Source organism: Paraburkholderia sp. J7 (assembly GCF_905220155.1).
In the GTDB taxonomy this organism is placed as follows: Bacteria; Pseudomonadota; Gammaproteobacteria; order Burkholderiales; family Burkholderiaceae; genus Paraburkholderia.
In genome coordinates this window covers 113,063-134,945 of sequence record NZ_CAJMYZ010000017.1, presented here as the reverse complement: position 1 = coordinate 134,945, position 21,883 = coordinate 113,063, and the positions used below count along the sequence as shown (strand labels likewise).

At 65.8% G+C, this 21,883-nt stretch carries 24 protein-coding genes; 8 read left to right on the top strand and 16 right to left on the bottom strand.

The window, feature by feature from the left end; genetic code table 11:
• Window positions 1-76: 76 nt before the first annotated feature.
• The 12 genes from U5A58_RS26165 to U5A58_RS26110 all read right to left on the bottom strand — a co-directional run bounded on the left by U5A58_RS26165 (window position 77) and on the right by U5A58_RS26110 (window position 8,583).
• Window positions 77-727: a BON domain-containing protein gene (locus U5A58_RS26165; RefSeq protein ID WP_321963596.1), complete on the bottom strand. Its 651-nt coding sequence runs from the start codon at window positions 725-727 to the stop codon at window positions 77-79.
• A gap of 79 nt (window positions 728-806) precedes the next feature.
• Entirely contained in the window at window positions 807-1,673 is an 867-nt protein-coding gene (locus U5A58_RS26160; protein WP_321915689.1) for a FoF1 ATP synthase subunit gamma, read from the bottom strand.
• Window positions 1,670-3,193, bottom strand: a complete 1,524-nt coding sequence (locus tag U5A58_RS26155) for a F0F1 ATP synthase subunit alpha (RefSeq protein ID WP_415774293.1) — start codon at window positions 3,191-3,193, stop codon at window positions 1,670-1,672. Before U5A58_RS26155 ends, U5A58_RS26160 begins: the two co-directional genes overlap by 4 nt.
• Complete coding sequence (locus tag U5A58_RS26150; protein ID WP_321915691.1) at window positions 3,180-3,929, bottom strand: F0F1 ATP synthase subunit B; 750 nt, start codon at window positions 3,927-3,929, stop codon at window positions 3,180-3,182. Before U5A58_RS26150 ends, U5A58_RS26155 begins: the two co-directional genes overlap by 14 nt.
• A gap of 12 nt (window positions 3,930-3,941) precedes the next feature.
• Entirely contained in the window at window positions 3,942-4,187 is a 246-nt protein-coding gene (locus tag U5A58_RS26145; protein ID WP_321915692.1) for a F0F1 ATP synthase subunit C, read from the bottom strand.
• Window positions 4,184-4,882, bottom strand: a complete 699-nt coding sequence (locus U5A58_RS26140; protein ID WP_321915730.1) for a F0F1 ATP synthase subunit A — start codon at window positions 4,880-4,882, stop codon at window positions 4,184-4,186. Before U5A58_RS26140 ends, U5A58_RS26145 begins: the two co-directional genes overlap by 4 nt.
• On the bottom strand, window positions 4,882-5,154 hold the full coding sequence (locus tag U5A58_RS26135) for an ATP synthase subunit I (protein WP_321915693.1): 273 nt from the start codon (window positions 5,152-5,154) through the stop codon (window positions 4,882-4,884). Before U5A58_RS26135 ends, U5A58_RS26140 begins: the two co-directional genes overlap by 1 nt.
• The gene (locus U5A58_RS26130) at window positions 5,147-5,452 is read right to left on the bottom strand and encodes an AtpZ/AtpI family protein (RefSeq protein ID WP_415774292.1); all 306 of its coding nucleotides are present in this window, start codon (window positions 5,450-5,452) and stop codon (window positions 5,147-5,149) included. The genes U5A58_RS26135 and U5A58_RS26130 overlap by 8 nt, the downstream gene beginning before the upstream one ends.
• Window positions 5,449-5,904 (bottom strand): F0F1 ATP synthase subunit epsilon, encoded by a 456-nt coding sequence (locus U5A58_RS26125; protein WP_321915694.1) that lies wholly within the window; start codon window positions 5,902-5,904, stop codon window positions 5,449-5,451. The genes U5A58_RS26130 and U5A58_RS26125 overlap by 4 nt, the downstream gene beginning before the upstream one ends.
• 10 nt (window positions 5,905-5,914) lie before the next feature.
• Entirely contained in the window at window positions 5,915-7,381 is a 1,467-nt protein-coding gene (atpD, locus tag U5A58_RS26120; RefSeq protein WP_321915695.1) for a F0F1 ATP synthase subunit beta, read from the bottom strand.
• 17 nt (window positions 7,382-7,398) lie between these two features.
• Window positions 7,399-8,049 carry a BON domain-containing protein gene (locus U5A58_RS26115; RefSeq protein ID WP_321915696.1) on the bottom strand — a complete coding sequence of 217 codons (651 nt, stop codon included), beginning with the start codon at window positions 8,047-8,049 and terminating at the stop codon, window positions 7,399-7,401.
• Window positions 8,050-8,094: 45 nt separating this feature from the next.
• Window positions 8,095-8,583 carry a hypothetical protein gene (locus tag U5A58_RS26110; protein ID WP_321915697.1) on the bottom strand — a complete coding sequence of 163 codons (489 nt, stop codon included), beginning with the start codon at window positions 8,581-8,583 and terminating at the stop codon, window positions 8,095-8,097.
• Window positions 8,584-8,843: 260 nt separating this feature from the next.
• On the opposite strand from U5A58_RS26110, the gene U5A58_RS26105 reads away from it, so the two are divergent.
• Window positions 8,844-9,050, top strand: a complete 207-nt coding sequence (locus tag U5A58_RS26105; RefSeq protein ID WP_321915698.1) for a ChaB family protein — start codon at window positions 8,844-8,846, stop codon at window positions 9,048-9,050.
• Window positions 9,051-9,072: 22 nt separating this feature from the next.
• A complete protein-coding gene (locus U5A58_RS26100) occupies window positions 9,073-11,964 on the top strand; it encodes an AMP-binding protein (protein WP_321915699.1) in 2,892 nt (963 codons plus the stop codon).
• Window positions 11,965-12,084: 120 nt separating this feature from the next.
• Here U5A58_RS26100 and ppsA read toward each other — a convergent pair whose 3' ends face one another.
• On the bottom strand, window positions 12,085-14,520 hold the full coding sequence (gene ppsA / locus U5A58_RS26095) for a phosphoenolpyruvate synthase (RefSeq protein ID WP_321915700.1): 2,436 nt from the start codon (window positions 14,518-14,520) through the stop codon (window positions 12,085-12,087).
• 58 nt (window positions 14,521-14,578) lie between these two features.
• The gene (locus U5A58_RS26090) at window positions 14,579-15,031 is read right to left on the bottom strand and encodes a universal stress protein (protein WP_321915701.1); all 453 of its coding nucleotides are present in this window, start codon (window positions 15,029-15,031) and stop codon (window positions 14,579-14,581) included.
• A 214-nt stretch (window positions 15,032-15,245) separates the two neighbouring features.
• Between U5A58_RS26090 and U5A58_RS26085 the strand changes: the two genes are divergently transcribed.
• Entirely contained in the window at window positions 15,246-15,737 is a 492-nt protein-coding gene (locus U5A58_RS26085; RefSeq protein ID WP_321915702.1) for a carboxypeptidase regulatory-like domain-containing protein, read from the top strand.
• A 118-nt stretch (window positions 15,738-15,855) separates the two neighbouring features.
• A complete protein-coding gene (locus tag U5A58_RS26080) occupies window positions 15,856-16,032 on the top strand; it encodes a hypothetical protein (protein ID WP_321915703.1) in 177 nt (58 codons plus the stop codon).
• A gap of 145 nt (window positions 16,033-16,177) precedes the next feature.
• Here U5A58_RS26080 and U5A58_RS26075 read toward each other — a convergent pair whose 3' ends face one another.
• Window positions 16,178-16,828, bottom strand: a complete 651-nt coding sequence (locus U5A58_RS26075; protein WP_321915704.1) for a BON domain-containing protein — start codon at window positions 16,826-16,828, stop codon at window positions 16,178-16,180.
• Between the two features lie 337 nt (window positions 16,829-17,165).
• Here U5A58_RS26075 and U5A58_RS26070 point away from each other — a divergent pair, with 337 nt between their 5' ends.
• The 4 genes from U5A58_RS26070 to U5A58_RS26055 all read left to right on the top strand — a co-directional run bounded on the left by U5A58_RS26070 (window position 17,166) and on the right by U5A58_RS26055 (window position 21,474).
• The gene (locus U5A58_RS26070; RefSeq protein ID WP_321963595.1) at window positions 17,166-17,672 is read left to right on the top strand and encodes a lecithin retinol acyltransferase family protein; all 507 of its coding nucleotides are present in this window, start codon (window positions 17,166-17,168) and stop codon (window positions 17,670-17,672) included.
• 113 nt (window positions 17,673-17,785) lie between these two features.
• Window positions 17,786-18,979, top strand: a complete 1,194-nt coding sequence (locus U5A58_RS26065) for a lysylphosphatidylglycerol synthase transmembrane domain-containing protein (protein ID WP_321963594.1) — start codon at window positions 17,786-17,788, stop codon at window positions 18,977-18,979.
• Window positions 18,980-19,131: 152 nt separating this feature from the next.
• Window positions 19,132-20,400, top strand: a complete 1,269-nt coding sequence (locus U5A58_RS26060; RefSeq protein WP_321963593.1) for an NAD(P)/FAD-dependent oxidoreductase — start codon at window positions 19,132-19,134, stop codon at window positions 20,398-20,400.
• Between the two features lie 492 nt (window positions 20,401-20,892).
• On the top strand, window positions 20,893-21,474 hold the full coding sequence (locus tag U5A58_RS26055) for a hemerythrin domain-containing protein (RefSeq protein ID WP_321915708.1): 582 nt from the start codon (window positions 20,893-20,895) through the stop codon (window positions 21,472-21,474).
• A 186-nt stretch (window positions 21,475-21,660) separates the two neighbouring features.
• Here U5A58_RS26055 and U5A58_RS26050 read toward each other — a convergent pair whose 3' ends face one another.
• Window positions 21,661-21,882 (bottom strand): glycine zipper domain-containing protein, encoded by a 222-nt coding sequence (locus U5A58_RS26050; RefSeq protein WP_321915731.1) that lies wholly within the window; start codon window positions 21,880-21,882, stop codon window positions 21,661-21,663.
• Between the last annotated feature and the right edge of the window lies 1 nt (window position 21,883).

Here is a 21,883-nt window from a genome sequence, read left to right as displayed (position 1 = left end):
TTCATCCTGCGCGCGCCCGCCGCCATCCGATTGACACACGTCAACCATGCGAGGATCGCCGCGCGCGCGCTCCAGTTCACTCGACGACCAGTTCGTCCACTACGCGCCGCACGCCACGCGTCGCCCAGGCAGCGCCACATGCGGCGCGACGGTCGCGCAGCGAAGACACCTTGCCGCTGAGCGTCGCCACGCCGTCTTCGACCGTGACATGAATGCCGGCGAACTCCCGCTGTGCGCGGCGCGCGAGCGCCGCCGAGATGTGCCCCGCAACATCGGCCACGGCGTCGCTGTTGCGCACTGAGATCCGGTTGACCACGCCCATCACGCCGCGCATTCGGCTAACGACCTTCTCGGCCAGATTGCGCTGATAGCCCCAGTCCACTTCGCCCACGAGCGTCACGCATCCGCGATCCACCTCTATGTGAACCTGGCTTTCGGCAAGACCCGCCTGCCAGCGCAGTGCGACCACGATGGCTTCGGCGAGATCGATATCCGAATGCTGAAGCTTCGGCGGCGGCGCAACCGTAAGCTCGAAGACGATCGCGCGGCAACCCGCCACCCGCTCGACAGCTCGCCGGACGGCCATTTTTTGCGCGTAACCGGGCACCGTGCCCGACAACGTCACGATACGGTCCTGTACGCTGACATCGATGCGCGAGATATCCACCTCGGGGTCCCACGCGAGTTCGCGTGCCACCTCGTCTCTCAGTGCTTCATCGGATTTCATTGCGACCTCCTCTCGAGCTTTCCGACCGGTTGCTCCGCCTCAAGCATCGCTCGGCGCGACGCCGCGCGGCTGATATCGATCAATCCATTGCGCGCCGCGCCGCCTTGCGTCCGGTGGTCAGTTCGACGATTTCCGCGGTGATCTCGTCCTGACGCATCGCACGATACTGTTGCGAAAGGCTGGTGAGCCGCGCTTGCACGTTCGTGCGCGCAGCAAGCATGGCGCGTACGCGTGCCTCGTTCTCGGCCGCGAACGCGAGCATCAGCGCCTCGCACAGTTCGAACGACACATAAAGTCCGACGAGCCTCGCAAGAATCCGCGCGGGCGCCACGTTGACGAGCGGCGGCAACGCACGCGGCGTGACGTGAAAGCGCGCGAAATCGAACGGAATGAGTGTGCGCTGCACGACGTGCACGCGCGACTCGCCAGGCAGTGCGTGCGTGAGCGTGACGCATGTCGCGCGCTCGCCATCGGCAAGCCGGGCGTAAAGCGCATCGGACACGCGGGCCGCGAGATGGGGAACGGCTGCCGGATGCGCGGCCATCGGCGCCGACCAGGCCTGCGCGAGACCACGCTCCGCGCAGGCGCTCACGAGCCGGGTGCCGACCAGCAGCCAGTGACTGACGCGTTCGCGATGGCGGAGCAGGGCTTCATCCGCTATCCGGTCGTTGAGGCCGCCGACGAAGCCCTGCTCCGCACCGATGACGATGCGCACCTCGGTGCCGTCGCCCGTGTTCGCGGCGCCTGGCAACGCGCTCGATGGGTCAAACGCAAGGACGTCCCCAATCGCTGCACCCGCCGCTGCAGCGCAAGCGCGGATACCGGCGAGCCGTGCGTGCGCGTCGCGCGAGCGCGCCGCGGCAATCCCGCGCATGGCGCCGACCACGGCTTCGAGCTGATGGGTCGCGCCGATCCGGGCTTCGACCTCGCCGAGCTTGCCGCTCATATCGCCTCTTCGCCAGGCGCGATTCGGCCCGCGCTTGCTTCGTCGCCTGCAATGCCCGCGATGCATTCACGCACCCGTTCACGCAACGCGGCAACGTTTTGGGATGATTCGCCATCCGAATCGTCAACTACAAGACGCTCGCGGATCTTTGCAACGGCGCTCACGGGCAGCGCATCGAACTCGCCATCGGCGAGCGCTCCGAGCAGCGCGACCTGCCCGGCAGTGCCAAGCGGGTTGAAGCGCGGCTGCGCGAACAACGCGCGAATGCGCTCGCCGCGCGCAATCTGCGCACTCACACGCGCGTCCGTGAGACCGCCAAAGCGCGCGAACACCTCCAGCTCGAGAAACTGCGCGTAGTCGATCCTCAGCTGCCCCGCCACCTGCCGCAGTGCGCTCACTTGCGCCTTGCCGCCCACGCGGCTCACGCTCAATCCCACGTTGACCGCAGGGCGCTGGTTCGACGCGAACAGCGCCGCATCCATCACGAGCTGGCCATCGGTAATCGAAATCAGGTTCGTCGGAATGTACGCCGAGAGATTGCCCGCGTCGGTCTCGGCAATCGGCAGCGCGGTGAGCGAGCCGCCGCCCAGTTCGGAGTTCAATCTCGCCGCACGCTCCAGCAGCCTTGCATGCAGATAGAAGATGTCGCCGGGGTAGGCCTCACGCCCAGGCGGCTCGCCGGTGAGCAGCGCCAGTTCGCGGTGTGTCGCCGCGTGCTTCGAAAGATCGTCGATGACGACCAACGCGTGCTCGCCACGGTCGCGAAAATACTCGGCGACCGAAAACCCTGCGAACGGCGCGATCCATTGCATGCCAGGCGAAGCCGAAGAAGGTGCCACCACGAACACGCACCGCTGCGGCGTGCCGCGCGCACGCACGGCGTCGATCACGCGCTGCACGGCCGTGGCGCGCTGACCCACGGCGACGTACACGCAGATCACGTCGCTCGCGCGCTGGTTGACGATCGCGTCGACGGCAAGCGACGTCTTGCCAGTGGCTCGGTCGCCGATAATAAGCTCGCGCTGACCGCGCCCGATCGCGAACAACGCATCGACGATCAGCACGCCGGTTTCCAGCGGCTCGCTCACAGCGGCCCGCTCGACGATGGCGGGCGCGGGGCGTTCCACCGGCAGCCACGCCTCGGCGGCGAGCGGCTCGCCGCCGTCGAGCGGCCGCCCAAGCGGATCGATCACGCGCCCGAGCAGCGCCTCGCCCACCGGCACCTGAAGCACGGCGCCGGTACGCTCCACTCGCTCGCCGGCCTCCACACCTGTCGCGCCGTCGAGCAGCACCACATGCGCCAGATCCGCATCGAGTGTGCGCACATAGCCTGTCGCGCCGCTCGCGAAGCGCACCGTTTCGTCGAGTGCGACATCGGCGAGCCCCGCGACGCGTGCAACGCCGTCGGCCACGCTCGCCACGCTGCCGTTGGTCTGCGCCTCGGCCGCGATGTGCACGCGAGCGAGCGCGTCTTGCGCTCGCGCTAGCCAGTTCCGCGCGCCGGACTCAGCCGCGCACACCACCCTGCTCCAGCAATGTCTCGCGAATGGCGTCGAGATCGTGTCGCAGATGGTTGCGCACCGCCGCGTGCGCGCCCGTGAGTTCGAGCCCGGCAATCAGCGTGGGATCAGCGCGCACGCGCAGCGTGACGTCGCGCCCGAGCACCGCGCCGAAAGCTGCCTCGCAGGCTTGCTGTTCGGCGGCGCTCAGCGCGCGCGGCGCAGCCAGCGCAAGCGGCTCGCCCTGGGCGCCAAATTCGGCGCGCGTTTCGGGCGACAGTGTCGCCAGGGCCTCGGCGGTCGCGCCAATGAAGCCCTGCACGCGCGCCTCCGGTGGCATGCGATCGAGAAGACGGCCCGCAATCTCGACGGCAAGCCGTACGGCGTCGTCCTCGATGTCGCGCGCCTGCGCAGCGCGCCCGCGTTCGATTTCGCTCTCAGCTTGCGCGCGCAGTTGCGCGGCTTCGGCCCGCGCCTGCACGAGCAGGGCCGCCTTGTGCGTTTCGGCGTCCGCTTGCGCGGCCCGAAGCGCCGCGTCACGCGAGGCCGCGAGCCGCGTGGTTTCGTCACGTGCGGCGGCGTGCTCGGCCTGCGCTGCCCGGCGGTTTGCCTCCGCATCCGCAAGCAGCGCCTGCGCCGCTTTCTGACGCGCTGCAACGATATCCGCCACCGGGCGGAACAAGAATCGCGCGAGCAGCCAGACCAGCACGAGGGCATTGATCGTCTGCAGCGCGAGCGTCGACCAGTCGATGTGCATGGTGCTGCCCCGCTACTTGACGAACGGATTGGCGAACAGCAGCAGAAGCGCCAGCACGAGGCAGTAGATCGCCATGGTTTCGATCATCGCGAGGCCGACGAACAGCGTGCGCGAGACGGTGCCCGCGGAATCGGGCTGCCGAGCGATGGCGTCCATGGCGGCGGCAACGGCGCGGCCTTCGGCAAGCGCGGGGCCAATGGCGCCGAACGACACCGCGAGCGCGGCGGCCGCAATGCTGACGATTTCGATGAGATTCATGGCTTTTCCTGTGCGCGATGTCCGGAACCCGAGCGCTCGCCGGCCGCCGCGGCGCCGACGAACACCATCGCCAGCACCGCGAATATGTAGGCCTGCACGGCGCCGGTGAGGAGGTCGAGCGCCATCAGCGGAATGGGCACGAGCAACCCCGCGAGCGAGAGCACGATGCCGACCACGAACACACCGCTCATCACGTTGCCGAAGAGGCGCACGACGAGCGAAAAGGTGCGCGTGAGTTGCTCGACGACGTTCAGCGGGATCATGACCCACGTCGGCTCGGCGAAGGTCGCCAGATAGCCGCGCAGCCCGCGCGTGCGCAAGCCGTGAAAGACGGTCGCTGCAAGCACGATCAGCGCGAGTGCGACGTCGGTTTCGAGATGCGCGGTCGGTGGCTCGATACCCGGCAACAGCGACGACCAGTTCGCCGCCAGCACGAACACGAATAGCGTGCCGATCAGCGCGCGGTAGGGAGCGGGGTCGCCTTCGATCGTGTCGCGAATCTGGGCGTCGAGTGTCGTGACGAGCAGTTCCAGCACGGTCTGCGTCTTCGAAGGCGCAAGCGCGAGCCGCCGCGTGAGCAGGACCGCGACGGCGGCCATGCAGGCCATGATGGCCCACGTGACCACGACCGGCGCCGTGATCGAGAGCGCGCCAATGTGCCAGAGCGGTGTGGTGGCGAGCGGCGAGGCTTTCATCATGTCCGCACCGCCTGGCGCAGCACGACATGGCGAGCGAGCAGCAGGCCGGCCATACCTGTGAGCAGCGCCGGAATGCCCGCGCGCGCGAGTGCGAACAGGAGCAACGCGGTCAGCACGCAGCGCACGGCCTGTGCGCCGAGCGCAACACCCAGGCGGCCCACCGCAAAATAGCGCGCATTCCAGCGCAGCGCGGCGAAGTGCGCCGCCCCGGCCGCACTTCCCGCGGTAAGAGCCGCCGCGCATGCCCAGATCGTCGAGTGCTCAGTCATTCTGGTGACCCCGCTCCTGTCGATGCATCCATTTCCATGCGAACCAAAGACCCGCCGCCGCGCCAAGCATGAGCAGCGGCGCCGAGAAGAACACGCGCGTACCGAAAAACCGGTCGAGCATGTGGCCGATCGCGAGCCCCGCCAGCGTCGGCAACACGATCGTCCAGCCGAGAATGCCGATCTGCCCGAGCCGACTGCCGAGCGACGGCTCGGGTTGCGCGCGGCCACGCGCCTCGCGCTGCGCGGCGTCGCGTGCGGCCCGCGCCATGTGGTTGTGCTCCCCTGACGGATCGCTCATCGCCCTCGCTCCTGCGGCGCTGTAATCTCCTGTCCGTCCGGCATCGCTGGGCCGCGCAGATAACGCAGCATCTGCCGCACCGCCTGGGCATGCAGGCGCACAGTCTCCACGCGCATGCGCCGCTCGGCGTCGACCTGCGCCGCGCGCACACGGGCTACCTCGCGCTCGAGGCGCTCGAGCGAATCGCCGACGATCGCCTCGCGGCACGCAACGGCCACCGTGCGTCCGCCGGATACCGTCAAGAGGCCGCCGTCAACTGCGCAGTAGCGCCGCGTGCCGTCCGGCCCAATCCAGCGCACCACCGAAGGCACGAGCATCGTGATGAAGTCCGCGTGTGCCGGACGTATGCCGAACGAGCCGCTCTCGTCCTCGGCGCGCAACGAGCCGGCGGCCGCATGATTGACCACCATGTCCAGCGGCGTGGCGATCGTCAGGTCGAGTAACGCGGCCATATGCTTGCCCCTATGTGAGTGCGGGCGCAGTTGCCGCTGTTGCCGAAACGCGCTCTTTCTCGCGCGCTTCGTCGAGCGTGCCGACCATGAAGAACGATCGCTCCTGCCAGTCGTCGCACTCGCCGGCGAGTATTGCCTTGCAGCCCGCCAGCGTGTCGGCGATCGAGACCGAGCGGCCCGGCTGTCCCGAGAATGCTTCCGTGACCGCGAACGGCTGCGTGAGAAAGCGCTGCAAACGACGCGCGCGCTGCACGAGCAGACGGTCTTCGGCGCCCAGTTCCTCGACACCGAGCAGCGCGATCACGTCCTGCAGTTCGCGATGGTGCTCGATGAGCCGTCGCACTTCGATCGCAACCGCCGCGTGCTCCGCGCCCACCACGAGTGGATCGAGCAGTACCGACGACGACGCGATCGGGTCAATGGCCGGATACATGCCCTCCGCCGCCATGGCGCGCGAGAGTACGACCATGCTGTCCACGTGCGCCGCGATCGTCGTCACGGCGGGATCGGTGAAATCGTCGGCAGGCACGTAGACAGCCTCAACGGCCGTCACCGCCGCATCGCCCACCGAGACGATGCGCTCCTGCAGCGCGGCCACTTCGCTCGCGAGCGTCGGCTGATAACCGACCCGCGACGGCATGCGCCCGAGCGACGCCGACACCTCCGCCCCCGCCTGCACGAAGCGAAACACGTTGTCGATCATCAGCAGCACGTTCTGGCGCTTCTCGTCGCGAAAGTACTCCGCGATCGTGAGCGCCGTGAGCGGCACGCGCCAGCGCGCCCCCGGTGGCTCGTTCATCTGGCCATACACCAGCACCGTACGTTCGAGGACGTCCGATCCGCGCATATCCGAGAGCATCTCGTGGCCCTCGCGCGAACGCTCGCCGACCCCCGCGAACACCGAGATGCCCTGGTAGCGCTCGACCATCGCATGTATCAACTCCATCAACAGCACGGTCTTGCCGACGCCCGCGCCGCCGAACATCGCGGCCTTGCCGCCCTGCGCGAGCGGCGCGAGCAGATCGATCACCTTGATGCCGGTCGTGAAGATCTCAGTGGAACCGCGCAGCGCCGCCATCGGCGGCGGCGCGCGGTGAATGGGGCGGCGCAAAACGCCTGCATCGAGCGGCGCGCCGCCGTCGTGCACCGTGCCGCCCACGTCGAGCAGCCGGCCGAGCACCGCGTCGCCCACGGGAACCTCGAGCGGGCCGCCGTGCGCTTCGACGCGCGCGCCGCGGCGCAACCCCGCCGTGGACTGCAAGGCGAGCGCGCGCAGCACGGTGGCGCCGAGATGCGCCTCCACTTCCGCGGTGACGCGAGTGCCGTCGTCGCGAATGATCGACAGCGCGTCTTCGACAGGTGGCAGCGGCCCAGCTTCGAACATGACGTCCAGCACCGCGCCGCGCAACGCGCTCACGCGCCCGACGGCGTGCAGGGCAGATGCCGCAGTCTCGTTCGAGGGATGGTTGTTGGGCACAGGGCTTCTCCGCGGCATCATGCGAGCACGAGTTCGTCGATGACCGCGCTCACGCCAGGCTGTGCCCACGCCGCACCGCGCGCCACGGCACGTTCGGCTTCCGAGGCAACAGTACCCTTGAGCGTCACCACGCCGTCGCTCAGCTCGACATGGATGCGAGTGGCTTCGTCCTCGGCGTAGTACAGCAGCGCCCGACCGATACGCTCGCTGATCTTGCGGGCGTCCATACGCCGGTGCGCCGCCACACGGCTCGTGATCCCCGTCACGCCACGCAAGCGCACGAGCGAGCGGATCGCAAGCTCGCGCTGCCACTCCCATTCGACAGCGCCCCGCAAGAAAAGATGACCATTCACCGCCTCGACTTCCACGGCCCGTTGCGGCACCCCTGCCGTCCAGTGCAGGACGGCGCGCGCCATATCCGCGATCTCTTCGTCGCCGGGCGGGTCGGTAACCGGCACGTCGACCCGTGTACGCGCGACAACGGAACGCACGCCGCTCACGCGCCATGCGGCGCGTTCGGCGGCATGTGTCTGGGCAAGCGACGGAGCCGATCCCATAAGCGTCACGACGCCGTTCGCCACTTCGGCACGGATGCGCGATGCGTCGAGCGCGGAGTCGAACGTCAGTTCATCCAGCACGTCCTGCTTCAGTTGCGTATCGGATTTCATGGTGCGCTCGCGCGGGCGTCGTCTATCGAATCGGTCTCCTGATGATCAGGCACTCGCTGAGGCGGAGCCGCCTGCGGGTTTCGCCGGTATTGCCTCGCCGTTCGGGCGCAAGCCCACGAACTGGCCGAGATACGTCATCCAGTCGGCCGCCGGCGGCAGGGCGGCTGCCGGATGCGAGGCCTGCGCACGCACGCACGCTTTTTCGAAGTCGACCGTTAGTTCTCGCATCAAGGCCCCGTATGCCGCCTGGCTTCGCGCAGTCAGATCCTGACCTTGCTCGCATAGCGCCGTGCTGGCCGCGAAGTACTCGCGCATCAAGGTTTGCCACGTCTGCACGAACGCCCCCGATTCGTACGTGCGGGCATCCAGAAGGGCCTCGCAGGCGCGTTGCGCGGCCACACGGTCGCGCTCCACGCACTTCGCCTGCAGCCCCAGCGCGGCCTGTAGCTCCTCCAGACCCAGCTCCACCATGCGCGTGCCCGCGCTCATCATGCACATTGGCGCAAACTGCGTGCTCTGAGGGGTGTCTTTCATGTCGATCTCCTGGTCGATTGAGCACCGTTGCCTGATCTACCGCTCGTGGCATGGCACGGCGCCCCGGGTTCCTCCTCCAATCTAATGGGGGCGCTTCGCGCGCAATTGACCTGCATCAGAAGTTTTTGGGGGCGGGTTAGCGGCGCAGGTGCGCAGACAGGATCCGGCTTCTCTTGATTTGAATCAGAAGCAGACGTGCCCGGGCGCGCGAGCCTTTGAATTGCTCCGATTGACATGCGCGCGACCCGCGCCTCACCACCATGCCTTATCCGACCAATAGCGACTTGCCTCTGGGCGTACGCAATCATTTGCCGCTGCATGCCCAGGACATCTTCCGGGCCGCATTCAATCGCGCCTATGCCGACCACGCCCTGGACCCGCGCCGGGAGGAAGCCGCCCGCCGGATTGCGTGGGCGGCCGTGAAGCGCCTGTACGTCCGCGACGGGATGTACTGGGTATCCCGGTAGACAATCCCTCCCCAACGGCCCCATGAACACACTCCCCGACGACACCCTCGCGGTGCGCCTTCTGCGTCTTGTCGATACGCTCGCCGCGGAGCTGCATGGTGAAGCGCGGCACCCGGCGCGCGTTTCGATGACGACGCAGCTGGAACGGGATCTTGGCTTCGACAGCCTCGCGCGCGCCGAACTCGCAGAGAGGATCGAACAAACCTTCGCCGTGCGCCTGCCGCCCGACGCGTTTGCGGCCGACACGCCCGCCGACCTGCTCAAGGCGATCGAACAAGGCGCCCAGTGCGTGCCGCATGCGGCTGCGCCGCATTTCCAGGCGCAGGCCGAAGTGCGAGACGAACCCACGCTGGCGGTGCCCGAGCAGGCCCAGACGATGGCCGACGTGCTTCGCTGGCACGCGCTCCGCCACCCTGACCGGCTGCATCTCACGCTGATCGAGAACGGCGCTTCTACGGTGCTCTCCTATGGCGCGATCTTTCGGCGTGCCTCGCACGCGGCCAATGCCCTGCGCGCGCTCGGCGTCGATCCCGGCGCGCGAGTCGCGCTCATGCTGCCAACCGGCGCCGACTATTTCGTTGTCTTCGCTGCGCTGATCCTCTGCGGGGCCGTGCCGGTGCCCATCTATCCGCCCACGAGCCTCGCGCAGGTCGAGGAACACGTCGAACGCTACGCTTTGATCCTTGCCAATGCGCAAGTCTCGGCGCTGATCGCTTCGGCATCGCTGGGCACAGTGGCACAAATCCTCAGGTTGAACGTGCCGACGCTGCGTCAACTCGTCACCAGCGCGGCGCTTGTCCCGTCCCCGGCTGAAAGTGACGAGCCCGCGCCATTCGTCAGAACCGCACCGCACGACCTCGCATTGCTCCAGTACACCTCCGGCAGCACAGGTGAGCCAAAGGGCGTGATGCTGAGCCATGCGAACCTGCTTTCAAACATCCGCGCGATGGGCGAGCGCATGCATGTGCAGCCCGGCGACAAACTGGTGAGCTGGCTGCCCCTTTATCACGACATGGGACTCATCGGCGCGTGGCTCGCCCCGCTCTACTTCGGCTTTCCGCTCGTCGCCATGTCGCCGCTTGCGTTCCTCGCGCGTCCCGCGACCTGGCTGGAAGCGATCTCGCAATACCGTGCGACGATCACCGCTGCGCCTAACTTCGCGTACGAGTGGTGTGCGCGGCGCGTGCCCGAGCGCCAGCTCGCCGGGCTCGATCTTGGGTCATTGAGATTTGCGTTCTGCGGCTCCGAGCCGGTGAATCCCGACACGCTTCGGGCGTTCGCCGAGCGCTTCGCCCCGTTCGGGTTCGACGCGCGCGCCATCACGCCGGTCTACGGGCTCGCCGAAAACACGCTCGCCGTCACGTTCCCTGCGCCGTCGCGTGGCCTGCGCGTCGACCTCGTGCAGCGCGAGGCGCTCAGCATGTGCGGTGAAGCCATAACGGCGGGCGCACAAGACGGGCAGCTTGCGCTTGTCGCGTGCGGCTATCCGCTCGCGGATACCGGGCTGCGCATCGTGGACGACAACCGGCAGCCGCTCGCCGAGCGCCGTATCGGGCATATCGAGTTTCGCGGCGCAAGCGCGACGACGGGCTACTACCGTAATCCCGGGCAAACGGCACGTCTCGCGCACAATAGCTGGCTCGACAGTGGGGATCTAGGCTATCTCGCCGATGGCGAGCTGTTTGTGACGGGGCGGACGAAGGATCTCATCATTCGCGCCGGCCGCCACATCTTCCCCGATGAGCTGGAACATGCGCTCGGGCAGCTGAGCGGAGTCGAACCAGGCGGCGTGGCGGCCTGCGGCGAGCCGGATCCCCTGGCAGGCACCGAGCGCCTCGTCCTGATCGTCGAAACGTCGATGAACGAGGCCGCCGGGCGCGCTGACCTTCAGGCCCGAGTCAACGCTGTCGCGAGGCGCCTGTGCGGCGCGCCCGCCGAGCGGGTCTTGCTCGTTGCACCACAAAGCATTCTGAGAACGCCGGGTGGCAAGATCCGTCGCGCCGCGACAATCGAGCGCCTGCGCCAAGGCGGTGCCCCTGAGCAGCCGACGCGTGCGCTCTCGCCGTGGCGTCGGACATTCGCTCTCGCCGCCGCCAACGCAGTTCCGTTCGTGCATGCGGTCGGCGCGTGGCTACGGCGCGCTGTCCGCGGAACCTGGTGCTGGTCGATCGTCGGACTCGCGTTTTCGGCGGTCTGGCTACTGGTCACGCTCGATCGCAAGCCCGCGCGCCGCTGGCGCACGGCCGCTCGCGCGTGCCGGATGGTACTGCGCGCGGTCGGCCTGCGCACGACGCTGCGTGGCGCCGAACATCTCGACGCGGCAACGCATCCCGTACTGGCCACCAATCACACGAGCTATCTCGACGTGGTCGTGCTGCTGGCCATGCTGCCTGAGCCAGTGCATTTCGTCGCGAAGCGGGACCTCGCACGGCGCCCGTTTGTCGGCGGCCTGCTGCGCGCGCTGGGCACCCGTTTCGTCGCGCGCGAGGACTACGGCCAGAGCCTGGCCGACGAAGCGAAGCTGGTCGAATGCGCCCGCGCCGGCGAAACGCTGCTGTTCTTCCCGGAAGGGACATTCGTCGCCGCCGCCGGGTTGCGGACGTTCAGATTGGGCGCGTTTCGCGCGGCTGTCCTGGCAGGCCGTCCGGTTCTGCCCGTCGCCCTGCGCGGCACACGCGCTGCGCTGCGCGATGGAAGCTGGATACCGGAGCGCGGCGAAATCGAGATCGAAATGCTGGACCCGATCTACGCACAGGGAAGCGATTTCCGCGCGATGGTCAGCTTGCGTGAGCGTACCCGCTCGGCGCTCCTCGCGAAATGCGGCGAGCCTGATGCAGGGGCTCAGGCCGCGCCCGTGGAACCACCGTTGGCCGCTCACAGCCTGACAGGCAGTGACGCCATGACGACACGTTGAACTGGAGCTTCGCGCGGCGCAAGACGGCTATCCGTCTTACGCCGCGATCGATGTGACAGCCGCTGCGCACCACGAGAACGTGGGAAACGCCGACACCCGACACGATTCAGCATGCGCAGGTCACAACGGCAAGCGCTCCGCCAGGGTCACAGGCATGCCAGCATCTGCATCGAGCGCCGGCTCGCTGTCCGCGACGCGCCGCTTGACAGCAACGAAACTGTCGGGGCTCACCGAAATCGAGTCGATGCCGCACTCAACGAGGAAAGCGGCGAACTCGGGATGATGCGCGGGAGCCTCGCCGCATAAGCCGACTTTCGCGCCGGCGTGATGCGCCTCGGCGATCACCCTGCGCACCATCCATTTGACCGCTTCGCTTTGCTCGTCGAAGAGCCCGGAGAGCTGCGCCGAGTCGCGATCCACACCCAGTGTGAGTTGCGTAAGATCGTTGCTGCCGATCGAAAAGCCGTCGAAGCGCTGCGCAAACTGGCGCGCAAGCACGACATTCGACGGAATCTCACACATCACATAGATCTCCAGACCTTGGTCCCCGCGCTCGAGGCCGTTCTCCCTCATCACCGCCAGCACGCGGTCGGCTTCCTCGGGCGTACGGCAGAACGGAATCATCACGACGACATTGGTGAATCCCATCGCCTCGCGCAGGCGGCGGATCGCGCGGCATTCGAGGGCGAAACCTTCGCGATACAAAGGCGAGTAGTAGCGCGAGGCCCCACGAAAGCCGAGCATCGGATTCGCTTCCTTCGGCTCGAACTGGGCGCCGCCCACGAGATTTGCGTATTCGTTGGTCTTGAAGTCGCTCATGCGCACGATGACGGGTCGCGGATATTGCGCGGCCGCAATGCGCCCCAGTGCGCGCGAGAGATTCTCGACGAAGTACTCCGTGCGGTCCTCATAACCCGCGGTCAGATCGCGGATAGTGCGCTTCGCCGGTTCGTCCTTCAGCTTGTCGAAGTGGACGAGCGCCATGGGATGCACGCGGATCTGGTTGCTGATCACGAACTCCATTCTGGCGAGCCCTACCCCATCGGCCGGGATACGCCACCAGCGAAACGCCGCCGCCGGATTCGCGAGATTGAGCATGATGCCGGTGCGCGTAGGCGGCAGGTTCGAGAAGTCAATCTCGTCAGCGTGAAACTCCGCGATGCCCTCATACACCATGCCTTCCTCGCCCTGCGCGCAACTCACCGTGACCGCCTGACGGTTGCGCAGCACGCGTGTCGCGTTGCCGGTTCCAACGATCGCCGGCAGGCCGAGCTCCCGGCTCACGATCGCCGCGTGCGAGGTACGGCCGCCGTGATCCGTGACGATCGCCGAAGCGCGCCGCATGATCGGTACCCAGTCGGGGTCGGTCGTTTGCGCGACCAATACCGCGCCGTCGACGAAGCGCGCCATGTCGCGGGGCTGCTCGATCACGCAGACCTGGCCCGCGCCGATGGCTTCCCCAACACTCACGCCCGAGAGCAGCTTCGGCCCGGTCTTGCCAATGCGCCACGTTTTGAGCGCCCCGGCATCGCGGCGCGACTGCACGGTTTCCGGACGCGCCTGCACGATGAATATTTCCCCGGTGATGCCGTCTTTTGCCCACTCCATGTCCATTGGGCAGCCATAATGCGCTTCGATCAGGCATGCCCAGCGCGACAGATGGAGGATTTCGTCGTCACTCAGCACGTACGCCGTGCGCTCCGCGCGCGAGGTCCGCACATTCTTCGTCGGCTGCATCCGGCTACGCGTGCAGGTCATCTTGAGCGTCTTCGCGCCGCACGTCTTGCCGACAATGGGCATCAACGCAGGATCGTCCAGCAACGGCTTGAAGACCTCATACTCGTCGGGGTCGACGATGCCTTGCACCACGTTCTCACCCAGCCCCCAGGCCGCGTTGATCAGCACGACGCGGTCGAACCCGGTTTCGGTATCGATCGAAAACATCACGCCCGCGCCGCCCAGATCGGCGCGCACCATCTGCTGCACGCCAACCGAGACTGAGACCTCAAGCGCGTCGAAGCCCTTGGCCTGGCGATAGCTGATCGCCCGGTCGGTATAGAGCGACGCGTAGCAGCGCTGGCAGGCGTCGAGCACCGCGTCGGCACCGCACACGTTCAAAAACGTTTCAAACTGGCCCGCGAAGCTGGCCTCTGGCAGGTCTTCGGCCGTCGCGCTCGAGCGCACGGCAACGCTGAGTCTCTCGTTGCCGGTCTGGCGGCAAAGGTCCGCGTATGCGACACGGACGCCCTGAGCGATCGCAGCAGGCCAGACGCCTCGCAGGAATGCCGCGCGGATCAGCGCACCCGTTTCCTCTAGCGTGCGGCGGTGAGCGGCGAGATCGTCGAGCGCATTGGCAATGACGTCGGCGAGACCGTTTGCTTCGATAAAGTCGCGATAGGCCTGCGCCGTGGTGGCGAAGCCGGGGGGCACCTTGACCCCGTGCGGCGTGAGTTTCGCGATCAACTCGCCGAGCGAGGCATTCTTGCCGCCCACGCGTGCAAGATCGGCGCGCGTGACCTGTGCGAGCGAGACAACGGACGAGGAAGCGCATTCCATGAGTTGCTCCGCGTAGAGATGGGAAGACATCGACACAACGAATGCGGGCCGCCGCGGCTCACGCGGGCTCGCCGCGCACGAGCAGCACGGGGCACGGCGCATTGCGCACGAACTCCTCGGCCACGCTGCCGAGGAAGGCGCGCCTGACGCCGCGCCGGCCATGCGTGCCTAGCACCACGAGCTGCGCGCCAAAACGCGACGCACAGGCTTGCAGACAGTCCGCAACGCTTTGCGTGACGCCGCCCACTTCCTCGAGTTGCGTCTCGCAGTCCACACCCGCCGCCTTCGCTTCGGAGCGTGCCGCTGCGAGCCGCCCTTTGGCCTCTTCGCGATACGACGCGAGCAGCTCGACCGGAACGTAGGTTAGCCCCATGCCGAACGGCGCAACGACGTCGATCACGTGCGCGACGCAAAGCCGGGCGCCGGTCAGTTGCGCCATGCGCAGCGCCTCGGCGAGGGCCAGCTTCGAAGTCTCACTACCATCGAATGCAACCAGAATCTTCTCGTACATGCTCCGCCTCCTGACCCGCGGAATATCCCGCACCACATCGCGTTGCCTGACGCACATCTTCGGAGCGAGCCACATCACACGATTGATTTGCATCAAGAGACATCCGATCGCGTGGCATCGGCATAGCTTGATTTACATCAGATCCGGCAATGCCAGGAGCGGGATGATGCGGTTGCCGTGCCAACCCGGCCGCTTCCCGTGCGAGGAGAGTTCCGTGAAACTTGCCTGTGAAATTACCTTGACCGTCGCCCTCGTCGCGGCAACAAGCCTTGGACCTAACTATTGCGCGGCGCAGAGCACTCCCGCTGAAACAGAGGCGGCTGCGACGCGTACCGTGCAGAACGGCGTCGCCTATGTCACCGGGGGAGTGGGCAGCGATGAAGCGGCCGCGATGCGCAGCGTGGCAGGCCAATACAGCCTGAGGATGACCTTCCTGACACAAGGCGGCCAATTTCTCTCGGACGTGGACGTGGAGATCATCGGGCCTTCCGGGGCTTCGGTACTCAATACGCGTACGCTCGGTCCGTTCCTCTATGTCTCGCTGCCAGCCGGCAGGTACCAGGTCACCACGTACGCGGCGGGAACGAGGCAGACTCGCGTCGTGCTCGTGAATGCGCGTCAAGGCACGAATGTCCAGTTCGATTTCCCGACGCTCGTGCGCCGTGCCGCTGCACCGTGTTGCCACGTTGGCCCTGTGCGGGAATGAGACTGCGCGCGACGATGGCGGCGCAGCGAGCTGGTTTTCCCCTGATACAGGTCAAGCCGAAGACTCGCTCCATGCCTAAGCTGATTTCATATTCGTTGCCCCGTTAGCGAGATCCATCATGTACAAGCGACTGATCTTCCTGGTCATCCTCGCACTGCCCGGTTCGTTCTTCGTCATCGCCGCCGTTGGCGCGCATCCGCGTGGCCGCGCCCTTCTCGCGCAAGCCGCGGGCTTGCCCGTGCTGCGCACGAAATACGTCGCTTGCGCAGTGGCGCACCACGTTGACCGTTTGTGACCGTTTGTGACCGTTGGCATTCGCCGCTCAACCGCTCGCAAAATCGCGCCGTCTCGCCCGCTGTCTCGCACTAGCTAGCGCGCGCCGTCGGCAAATTCGTGCTCATCGGCACGCGCACAAGACACACAAGACAGCAACCGCCGCCTCACTCCACAGTCAGATCGTCCACCACAGCGCGCACGCCCGGCGCAGCCCATGCCGCCCCTCGCGCCACGCAGCGTTCGGCGAACGAGTGAACCTTGCCGGACAACCTGACCGTCCCCTCATGCACAGTGACCTGAATATGCCGCGCCTCACGGTCGGCATGCCGCCGCATCGCGTCCAGAATGTCATGGCTGATCTTTTCCGGCGCCACCTTATTGCGAACTTCGATGTGATCCGTCACGCCCGCGACGCCGCGCAACTGGGCAATCGCGCGCACGGCGGTCTGGCTCTGCCACGGCCAGTCAACCGTGCCCCTGAGCGCCACGTGACCGTGCTCGACCTCCACCTGGACCGCGTCCGCGCTCAGTCCGGCCGTCCAACGCAAGACGGAACGCGCGATGTGCGCGATATCCTCGTCGGTGCGGACGTCGTCGCCCGGCAGGCGCACATCCAATTCGACCACCAGGGCGCGCACGCCGCCTACACGGCGCACCGCCTGTTCGGCCGCGATCTTCTCGCCAAGGCTTGCGAGATGCCCAGCGAGCGTCACAACCCCGTCCTTCACCTCGACCCCGATATTCGCGGCGGTCACTGCAGGTTCCCATTCCAGCTCTGCTTCCACGTCATGCTTGAGTTGCAAATCGGTCTTCATTGTCGCCTCCATCCAATGGCCCAACGCGGGCCGTTGAGGCGAGCCTGACATGAAGCGCATTTCTGCGACTGATCTGCATCAACTGGAAGATCGCCCCCCGCGAACCGGCGCCCCGATCGACTCAGCATTTCGCCCTCCTCGTGTCAGTCTTTTCTGACACACCGCGCACAGATCACACATCAATCTCAGCCGGGGCTGATTGTTGTCATCCGGGCCAAAACCAATACTTCAGGCGTGGCGAGTGCAGAAGTGTTCGGTGGTCACGCGGCAAGCCAATCCAGCATCGGAGGCGCTGCGCCCACTGGTCAGACACCGCCGCAGTGCCCGGGAGCGAGTCATGAGCCAGCACGAACAATCCAGCTTCGCAGACGGCGCATCCACGCGCGATCTGGCAATCGGCGCCCACCTCGTCACGAAGCGTCCGGGCTATATGCATCACGGCATCTACATCGGGAGCGGCCGAGTCATTCACTACGCCGGCCTTTCGAGCCATATTGGTCGCGGCCCGGTCGAGGTGGTTTCAATCGAGCAGTTTTCGGCGAAATCCGGGGTCCAGGTCGTTTCGCACCCACACGCGCGATACACGGGGTTCGAGGTAGCTCGCCGCGCGGTATCCCGCCTCGGCGAACAAAACTACCGATTGCTCACCAACAATTGTGAACATCTCTGTCTCTGGTGTGTGGTCGGGCAAGCGAAGAGTGACCAGATTGATGCCTGTATCCGCAACCCGGCTCGTGCCGTTCAAGTCATTTTCACGCTGTTGGTCAGCAAACTGCTCCGCGACTGGATCCTTACGTCGTTCGCCAGAACGTTCGAAGTCCGCGTCTCCGCGCTGAACGGCTGATTCGGGTGGGAAACACTCGCGCCACTGTGATTTACGCGTGCCTCGGTCCTTTCGGGTCTGCGCGGGGCCGCCCAAGCCGGCCGCGGCCGCCAGGTTGATGTGAATCAAGCCCGATGGAACGCGCGTATGGACAATCTGTGTGCCAAAGCGCGATCACGACGCATCGCGTCAGTGCCTCATCCCCGACACAGGCTTCGATGAACGCTGGCCCCTCGCCCTCAGAGCGCCATGCAGATGGCGAACCGGCTACGCTGCAAACAGACGGGCGCCTCGCGCCACGTGTGGCGAGGCTCGTCGGCGTTGCGCCCGGGCAAAATGCGCGCGCGCGGGCTGCCTGGGCAGTCGGTCTCCTTTGTTTGTTCGTGCTGGTGCTCGTAGTCGTCCATGCCGGGTCACTCGAACGCAGTCTTGCGCTCGCGCGCGCAGCGCGCCCGGGCTGGCTGTTGATCGCTTTCGCGGCCCAGGTCGCAACCTACGTGAGCGCCGCGCTCGTGTGGCGCCAACCGCTTCAGGATTCCGGCAATGCGTTGCCGATGCGCGTGCTCGTACGTCTTGGCATCGTGAAGGTCTTTACCGATCAGGCGCTGCCGAGTGCAGGGCTTGGCGGAAGCCTGATGGCGATTCGCGGGCTGCTGCGCCACGGCATCCCGCGCTCAATTGCGTTGACCGCACTGTTGTCGAGCCTGCTCTCGCGCGACATCGCTTTTTTGATCGTCGTGTTCGTGAGCGCCGCGATCCTGTGGCTGCATCACGCCGCGGGCACCACGCTTTTCGTTGGCATCGCGGTATTCCTGCTGGTGCTCCTGCTCGTCCCTGCCTTTCTGGTCGCGTTGCGTCGGTGGAACGGCGATCCGCGCGTCGCGGTGCTCGGCAAATGGCTTCATCTTTCGCGCCTGATTGAATCGTTTCGCGAGGTCCCGCTCGATCTCCTGCTGAACCGACGCCTTCTCACGCGCATGGTCGCCCTGCAACTTGCGATCTTTCTGCTCGATGCAGGCACCTTGTGGGTGTCCCTTGGCGCCGTCGGCGCCCCAACGCAGTTCTGGGTGGCGTTCGCGAGCTTCGCGGTCGCCTCGATGGCGGCGACCATCGGGCCTGTTCCCGTCGGGCTCGGCACCTTCGAGGCGACATCGGTCGGCATGTTGAAGCTGCTGGGTGTGCCGATCGAAGCGGCACTCGCGGCCACGCTGTTACTGCGCGGTTTCACATTCTGGCTGCCCATGCTTCCCGGCTTCTGGCTCGCCCGCATCGAGTTACGCGCGGGCCGCCACAAAGCGTCGGCTCGGCACGACACGCCGAGCCATTAACCTGCGCGGCGCGCGCTCCTGCGGGATTCCGAACCCTGGGCCCACCGCGAATTGATATGAATCAATTGTTTCGGCCTTCAACTGACATAGCGTTCCGATACTGGCTTGAAGGGTGGCAACGTGCCTCGCCTCGGCCCGTGACGGAGAGGAACATGTCATCAAGCTGGAATCGCTTTGACGTGATCGTCATTGGTTCGGGAATCGGCGGCCTGGCTTGCGCCGCCGCCCTGGCGCGATGTGGTAAAGCCGCCCTGGTGCTGGAACGGCAGCACGTCGCCGGCGGCCTGACCCAGTCATTCAGCCGCGACGGCTTTCAGTGGGACGTAGGTCTTCATTATCTCGGCGAGATGGGTCCCGAAGGCGAAGCGCGCAACGTGCTCGACTGGCTCACCGGCGGGGCCATGACGTTCGCGCCACTAGGCAACGCCTACGATATCGTCCATTTCCCCGACAATTTCACCGTGCCGTTCACACGCCCGAGGGCTGCGCTCGAGGGTGAACTGAAATCCCGATTCCCCGATTGCACGACAGAGATCGACGCGCTTTTCGCCGCACTCGATGAGGCCGTCCATGCAGGAAGAGCCCTCTTCACACGCAGAGCGCTATCGGGATTGCTCGGTGATATTTATGGACTCTGGCACAGTCGCGCGATTCACAAGTGGTGGGGCCGCACCACCGCCGGCGTGCTCGCCGATCTCGTGAGCGATCCGCGACTGCGCGCCGTCCTTCTCGCGCAACAGGGAGACCATGGCGGCACGGACCCTGCAAAAACCAGCTTCGGCATACATGCTGTCGTGATGAACCACTACCTGAACGGGGCATGGTATCCGGTGGGCGGCGCAAAAGTCTTCGCCGACACGCTTGTGCCCATCATCGAACAGGCTGGCGGCGCGATCAAACTCGATACCCGAGTGGAGGCGCTGCGCATCGAGGACGGAGAGGCAACAGGCGTGGTGCTCGATGATGGAACCGTATTGCAAGCCCAGGCGATCTTCTCTGATATCGGTGCGCACAATACGGTTGGCTTGTTGCCGGCAGAACTGCAGGAGAGTGCCTGGGCGAAAGAAATACGCTCTTTCCAGCCCTCGGTCAGCCACGTCACGCTGTACCTCGGGCTCGAAGGGGATATCGGCTCGCATGGGGCATCGGCATCGAACTACTGGTTCCACGAAAGCTGGGGGACGAGCGATGGCGTTTGGCGAATTTCAGATCAGGCCACGTCTGCTCCCGTGCTATTCGTCTCTTTCCCCTCGCTGAAAGATCCGGAGAGCCCTTCTCGCGGCCATCAACGGCACACGGCGGAGGTCGTTGCGCTCACCGACTGGGAGCCATTCGCGCGCTGGTCCCATTCCACGCTGCAAGACAGACCCGGCGAATACGCGGCATTGAAGGCGGTGATCGAGCAGAGTCTGCTTGCCTAGTTCGCGCGCCATTTCCCTGAACTGGCGCCGATGGTGGCGTTCCATGAAGTCTCCACCCCGTTGAGCCTGGCGGCCTATTCGGGAGCGTATCGAGGCGCAAGCTACGGGCTCGAAGTCAGCCCTCGGCGATTCCTTTCGGAGAGTTTGAATGTCCGCACACCCATTCCGCGACTGTTTCTTGCCGGACAGGATGTCACGAGCCCCGGGGTTACGGGGGCCATGATGGGTGGCGTAATCGCCGCCGCGTCGATTGCGAACCAGATCTATTCCCATCTCCGTTAGACAAACTGACTCAAGCAGCCGATCGCCGCCCGCGGTGTGCGGCGAATGAGAACGCGGTGGCGTGCGGGCCGCATACAGATTGATAAAGATCAATGCTTCCTGCAGCCCCCGTTACATAGTGAACAACTTGAGGCCGACCACAAGGCGCCTTCCCGGCGCCCTCAACTTCGCATTCCCACCCGGTTGGCGGAGCCTGTCACGGAGCCTGCCATGGAACCCGCCACGCGACGCAGCGCGATACAAGTCATATTGAGCGAACACAGGCGCCTTAGGAGCGTCGTTCACGGCATGCTTCGGGTGACCGATCGCATGGCGTCTAATGCCGATTCATCGGGCCCAATGCTCATGCGCGCGATGCTCTACTACATACACGAATTCCCCGAGCAGATTCACCATACGAAGGAAGAACGATATCTGTTCGCACGGCTTCGCGAGCGTACGAACGACCTTGACCCCACGATCGAGGAGCTTGGGCGCCAGCACGAGGAAGGCGAGCGGCGTATCCAGGCACTCGAACGCTCTCTCACGCGGTACGAACTGGAGGGCGCCAGCGCCTTGCCCGCGCTGCGTGGCGAAGTGACCGCCTATGCCGAGTTCTACGCCAATCATCAGCATCTTGAGGAGACCGTGATCCTGCCTGGCGCGCAGCGCTATCTGACACTAGCCGACTGGGTGGAGATCGACGAGGCATTCGGCACAAATCGCGATCCATTTGAGAGCCTCGAGACCGAAGACAAGCTTGACGGCCTTTATGCGTTGATCGTTCAGACGATGCCTGACACGCAATCCTGAATGCTGAAACGCCGACCGTGGCGAACATCGCGATGGCAAGCCGTTCGCGTGACAGGGTCCAGAATGCGCGCGAGGTTCTCTAACATGGGTTTCTGCCCTTACCGCTGCGTATTGACGCTCACTCTCCTGCCGGTGTCGCGAGCGCCAACGTGACAGGGGAACGGCCTTCGAACCCGGCCGGCAACTTTACTGATGGCCACCACGTATATTGCCAGCTACGCCACCCGCGACACCGCCGATAATCGCGCCGGTCAACGCGTCGCCACCTGCGATCGCCGCAATGCCGGCGCCGCCGGCCGCTCCGATCGCCGCTCCGCTCATCGTGCCCTGCTGACGAGGAGTCATATCCGTGCAGCCGACGATCGCAACCAGGGTTCCCATACCTACTAACCATCCAAAGCGTTTCATG

Bases quoted from the DNA above. Each gene is read 5' to 3' on its own strand.
- U5A58_RS26165 (WP_321963596.1), bottom strand. From the start codon at position 727: ATGAAATCCGATGAAGCACTGAGAGACGAGGTGGCACGCGAACTCGCG.
- U5A58_RS26160 (WP_321915689.1), bottom strand. From the start codon at position 1,673: ATGAGCGGCAAGCTCGGCGAGGTCGAAGCCCGGATCGGCGCGACCCAT.
- U5A58_RS26150 (WP_321915691.1), bottom strand. From the start codon at position 3,929: ATGCACATCGACTGGTCGACGCTCGCGCTGCAGACGATCAATGCCCTC.
- U5A58_RS26145 (WP_321915692.1), bottom strand. From the start codon at position 4,187: ATGAATCTCATCGAAATCGTCAGCATTGCGGCCGCCGCGCTCGCGGTG.
- U5A58_RS26140 (WP_321915730.1), bottom strand. From the start codon at position 4,882: ATGAAAGCCTCGCCGCTCGCCACCACACCGCTCTGGCACATTGGCGCG.
- U5A58_RS26135 (WP_321915693.1), bottom strand. From the start codon at position 5,154: ATGACTGAGCACTCGACGATCTGGGCATGCGCGGCGGCTCTTACCGCG.
- U5A58_RS26130 (WP_415774292.1), bottom strand. From the start codon at position 5,452: ATGAGCGATCCGTCAGGGGAGCACAACCACATGGCGCGGGCCGCACGC.
- U5A58_RS26125 (WP_321915694.1), bottom strand. From the start codon at position 5,904: ATGGCCGCGTTACTCGACCTGACGATCGCCACGCCGCTGGACATGGTG.
- U5A58_RS26115 (WP_321915696.1), bottom strand. From the start codon at position 8,049: ATGAAATCCGATACGCAACTGAAGCAGGACGTGCTGGATGAACTGACG.
- U5A58_RS26110 (WP_321915697.1), bottom strand. From the start codon at position 8,583: ATGAAAGACACCCCTCAGAGCACGCAGTTTGCGCCAATGTGCATGATG.
- U5A58_RS26105 (WP_321915698.1), top strand. From the start codon at position 8,844: ATGCCTTATCCGACCAATAGCGACTTGCCTCTGGGCGTACGCAATCAT.
- U5A58_RS26100 (WP_321915699.1), top strand. From the start codon at position 9,073: ATGAACACACTCCCCGACGACACCCTCGCGGTGCGCCTTCTGCGTCTT.
- ppsA (WP_321915700.1), bottom strand. From the start codon at position 14,520: ATGGAATGCGCTTCCTCGTCCGTTGTCTCGCTCGCACAGGTCACGCGC.
- U5A58_RS26090 (WP_321915701.1), bottom strand. From the start codon at position 15,031: ATGTACGAGAAGATTCTGGTTGCATTCGATGGTAGTGAGACTTCGAAG.
- U5A58_RS26080 (WP_321915703.1), top strand. From the start codon at position 15,856: ATGTACAAGCGACTGATCTTCCTGGTCATCCTCGCACTGCCCGGTTCG.
- U5A58_RS26075 (WP_321915704.1), bottom strand. From the start codon at position 16,828: ATGAAGACCGATTTGCAACTCAAGCATGACGTGGAAGCAGAGCTGGAA.
- U5A58_RS26070 (WP_321963595.1), top strand. From the start codon at position 17,166: ATGAGCCAGCACGAACAATCCAGCTTCGCAGACGGCGCATCCACGCGC.
- U5A58_RS26065 (WP_321963594.1), top strand. From the start codon at position 17,786: ATGGAACGCGCGTATGGACAATCTGTGTGCCAAAGCGCGATCACGACG.
- U5A58_RS26060 (WP_321963593.1), top strand. From the start codon at position 19,132: ATGTCATCAAGCTGGAATCGCTTTGACGTGATCGTCATTGGTTCGGGA.
- U5A58_RS26055 (WP_321915708.1), top strand. From the start codon at position 20,893: ATGGAACCCGCCACGCGACGCAGCGCGATACAAGTCATATTGAGCGAA.
- U5A58_RS26050 (WP_321915731.1), bottom strand. From the start codon at position 21,882: ATGAAACGCTTTGGATGGTTAGTAGGTATGGGAACCCTGGTTGCGATC.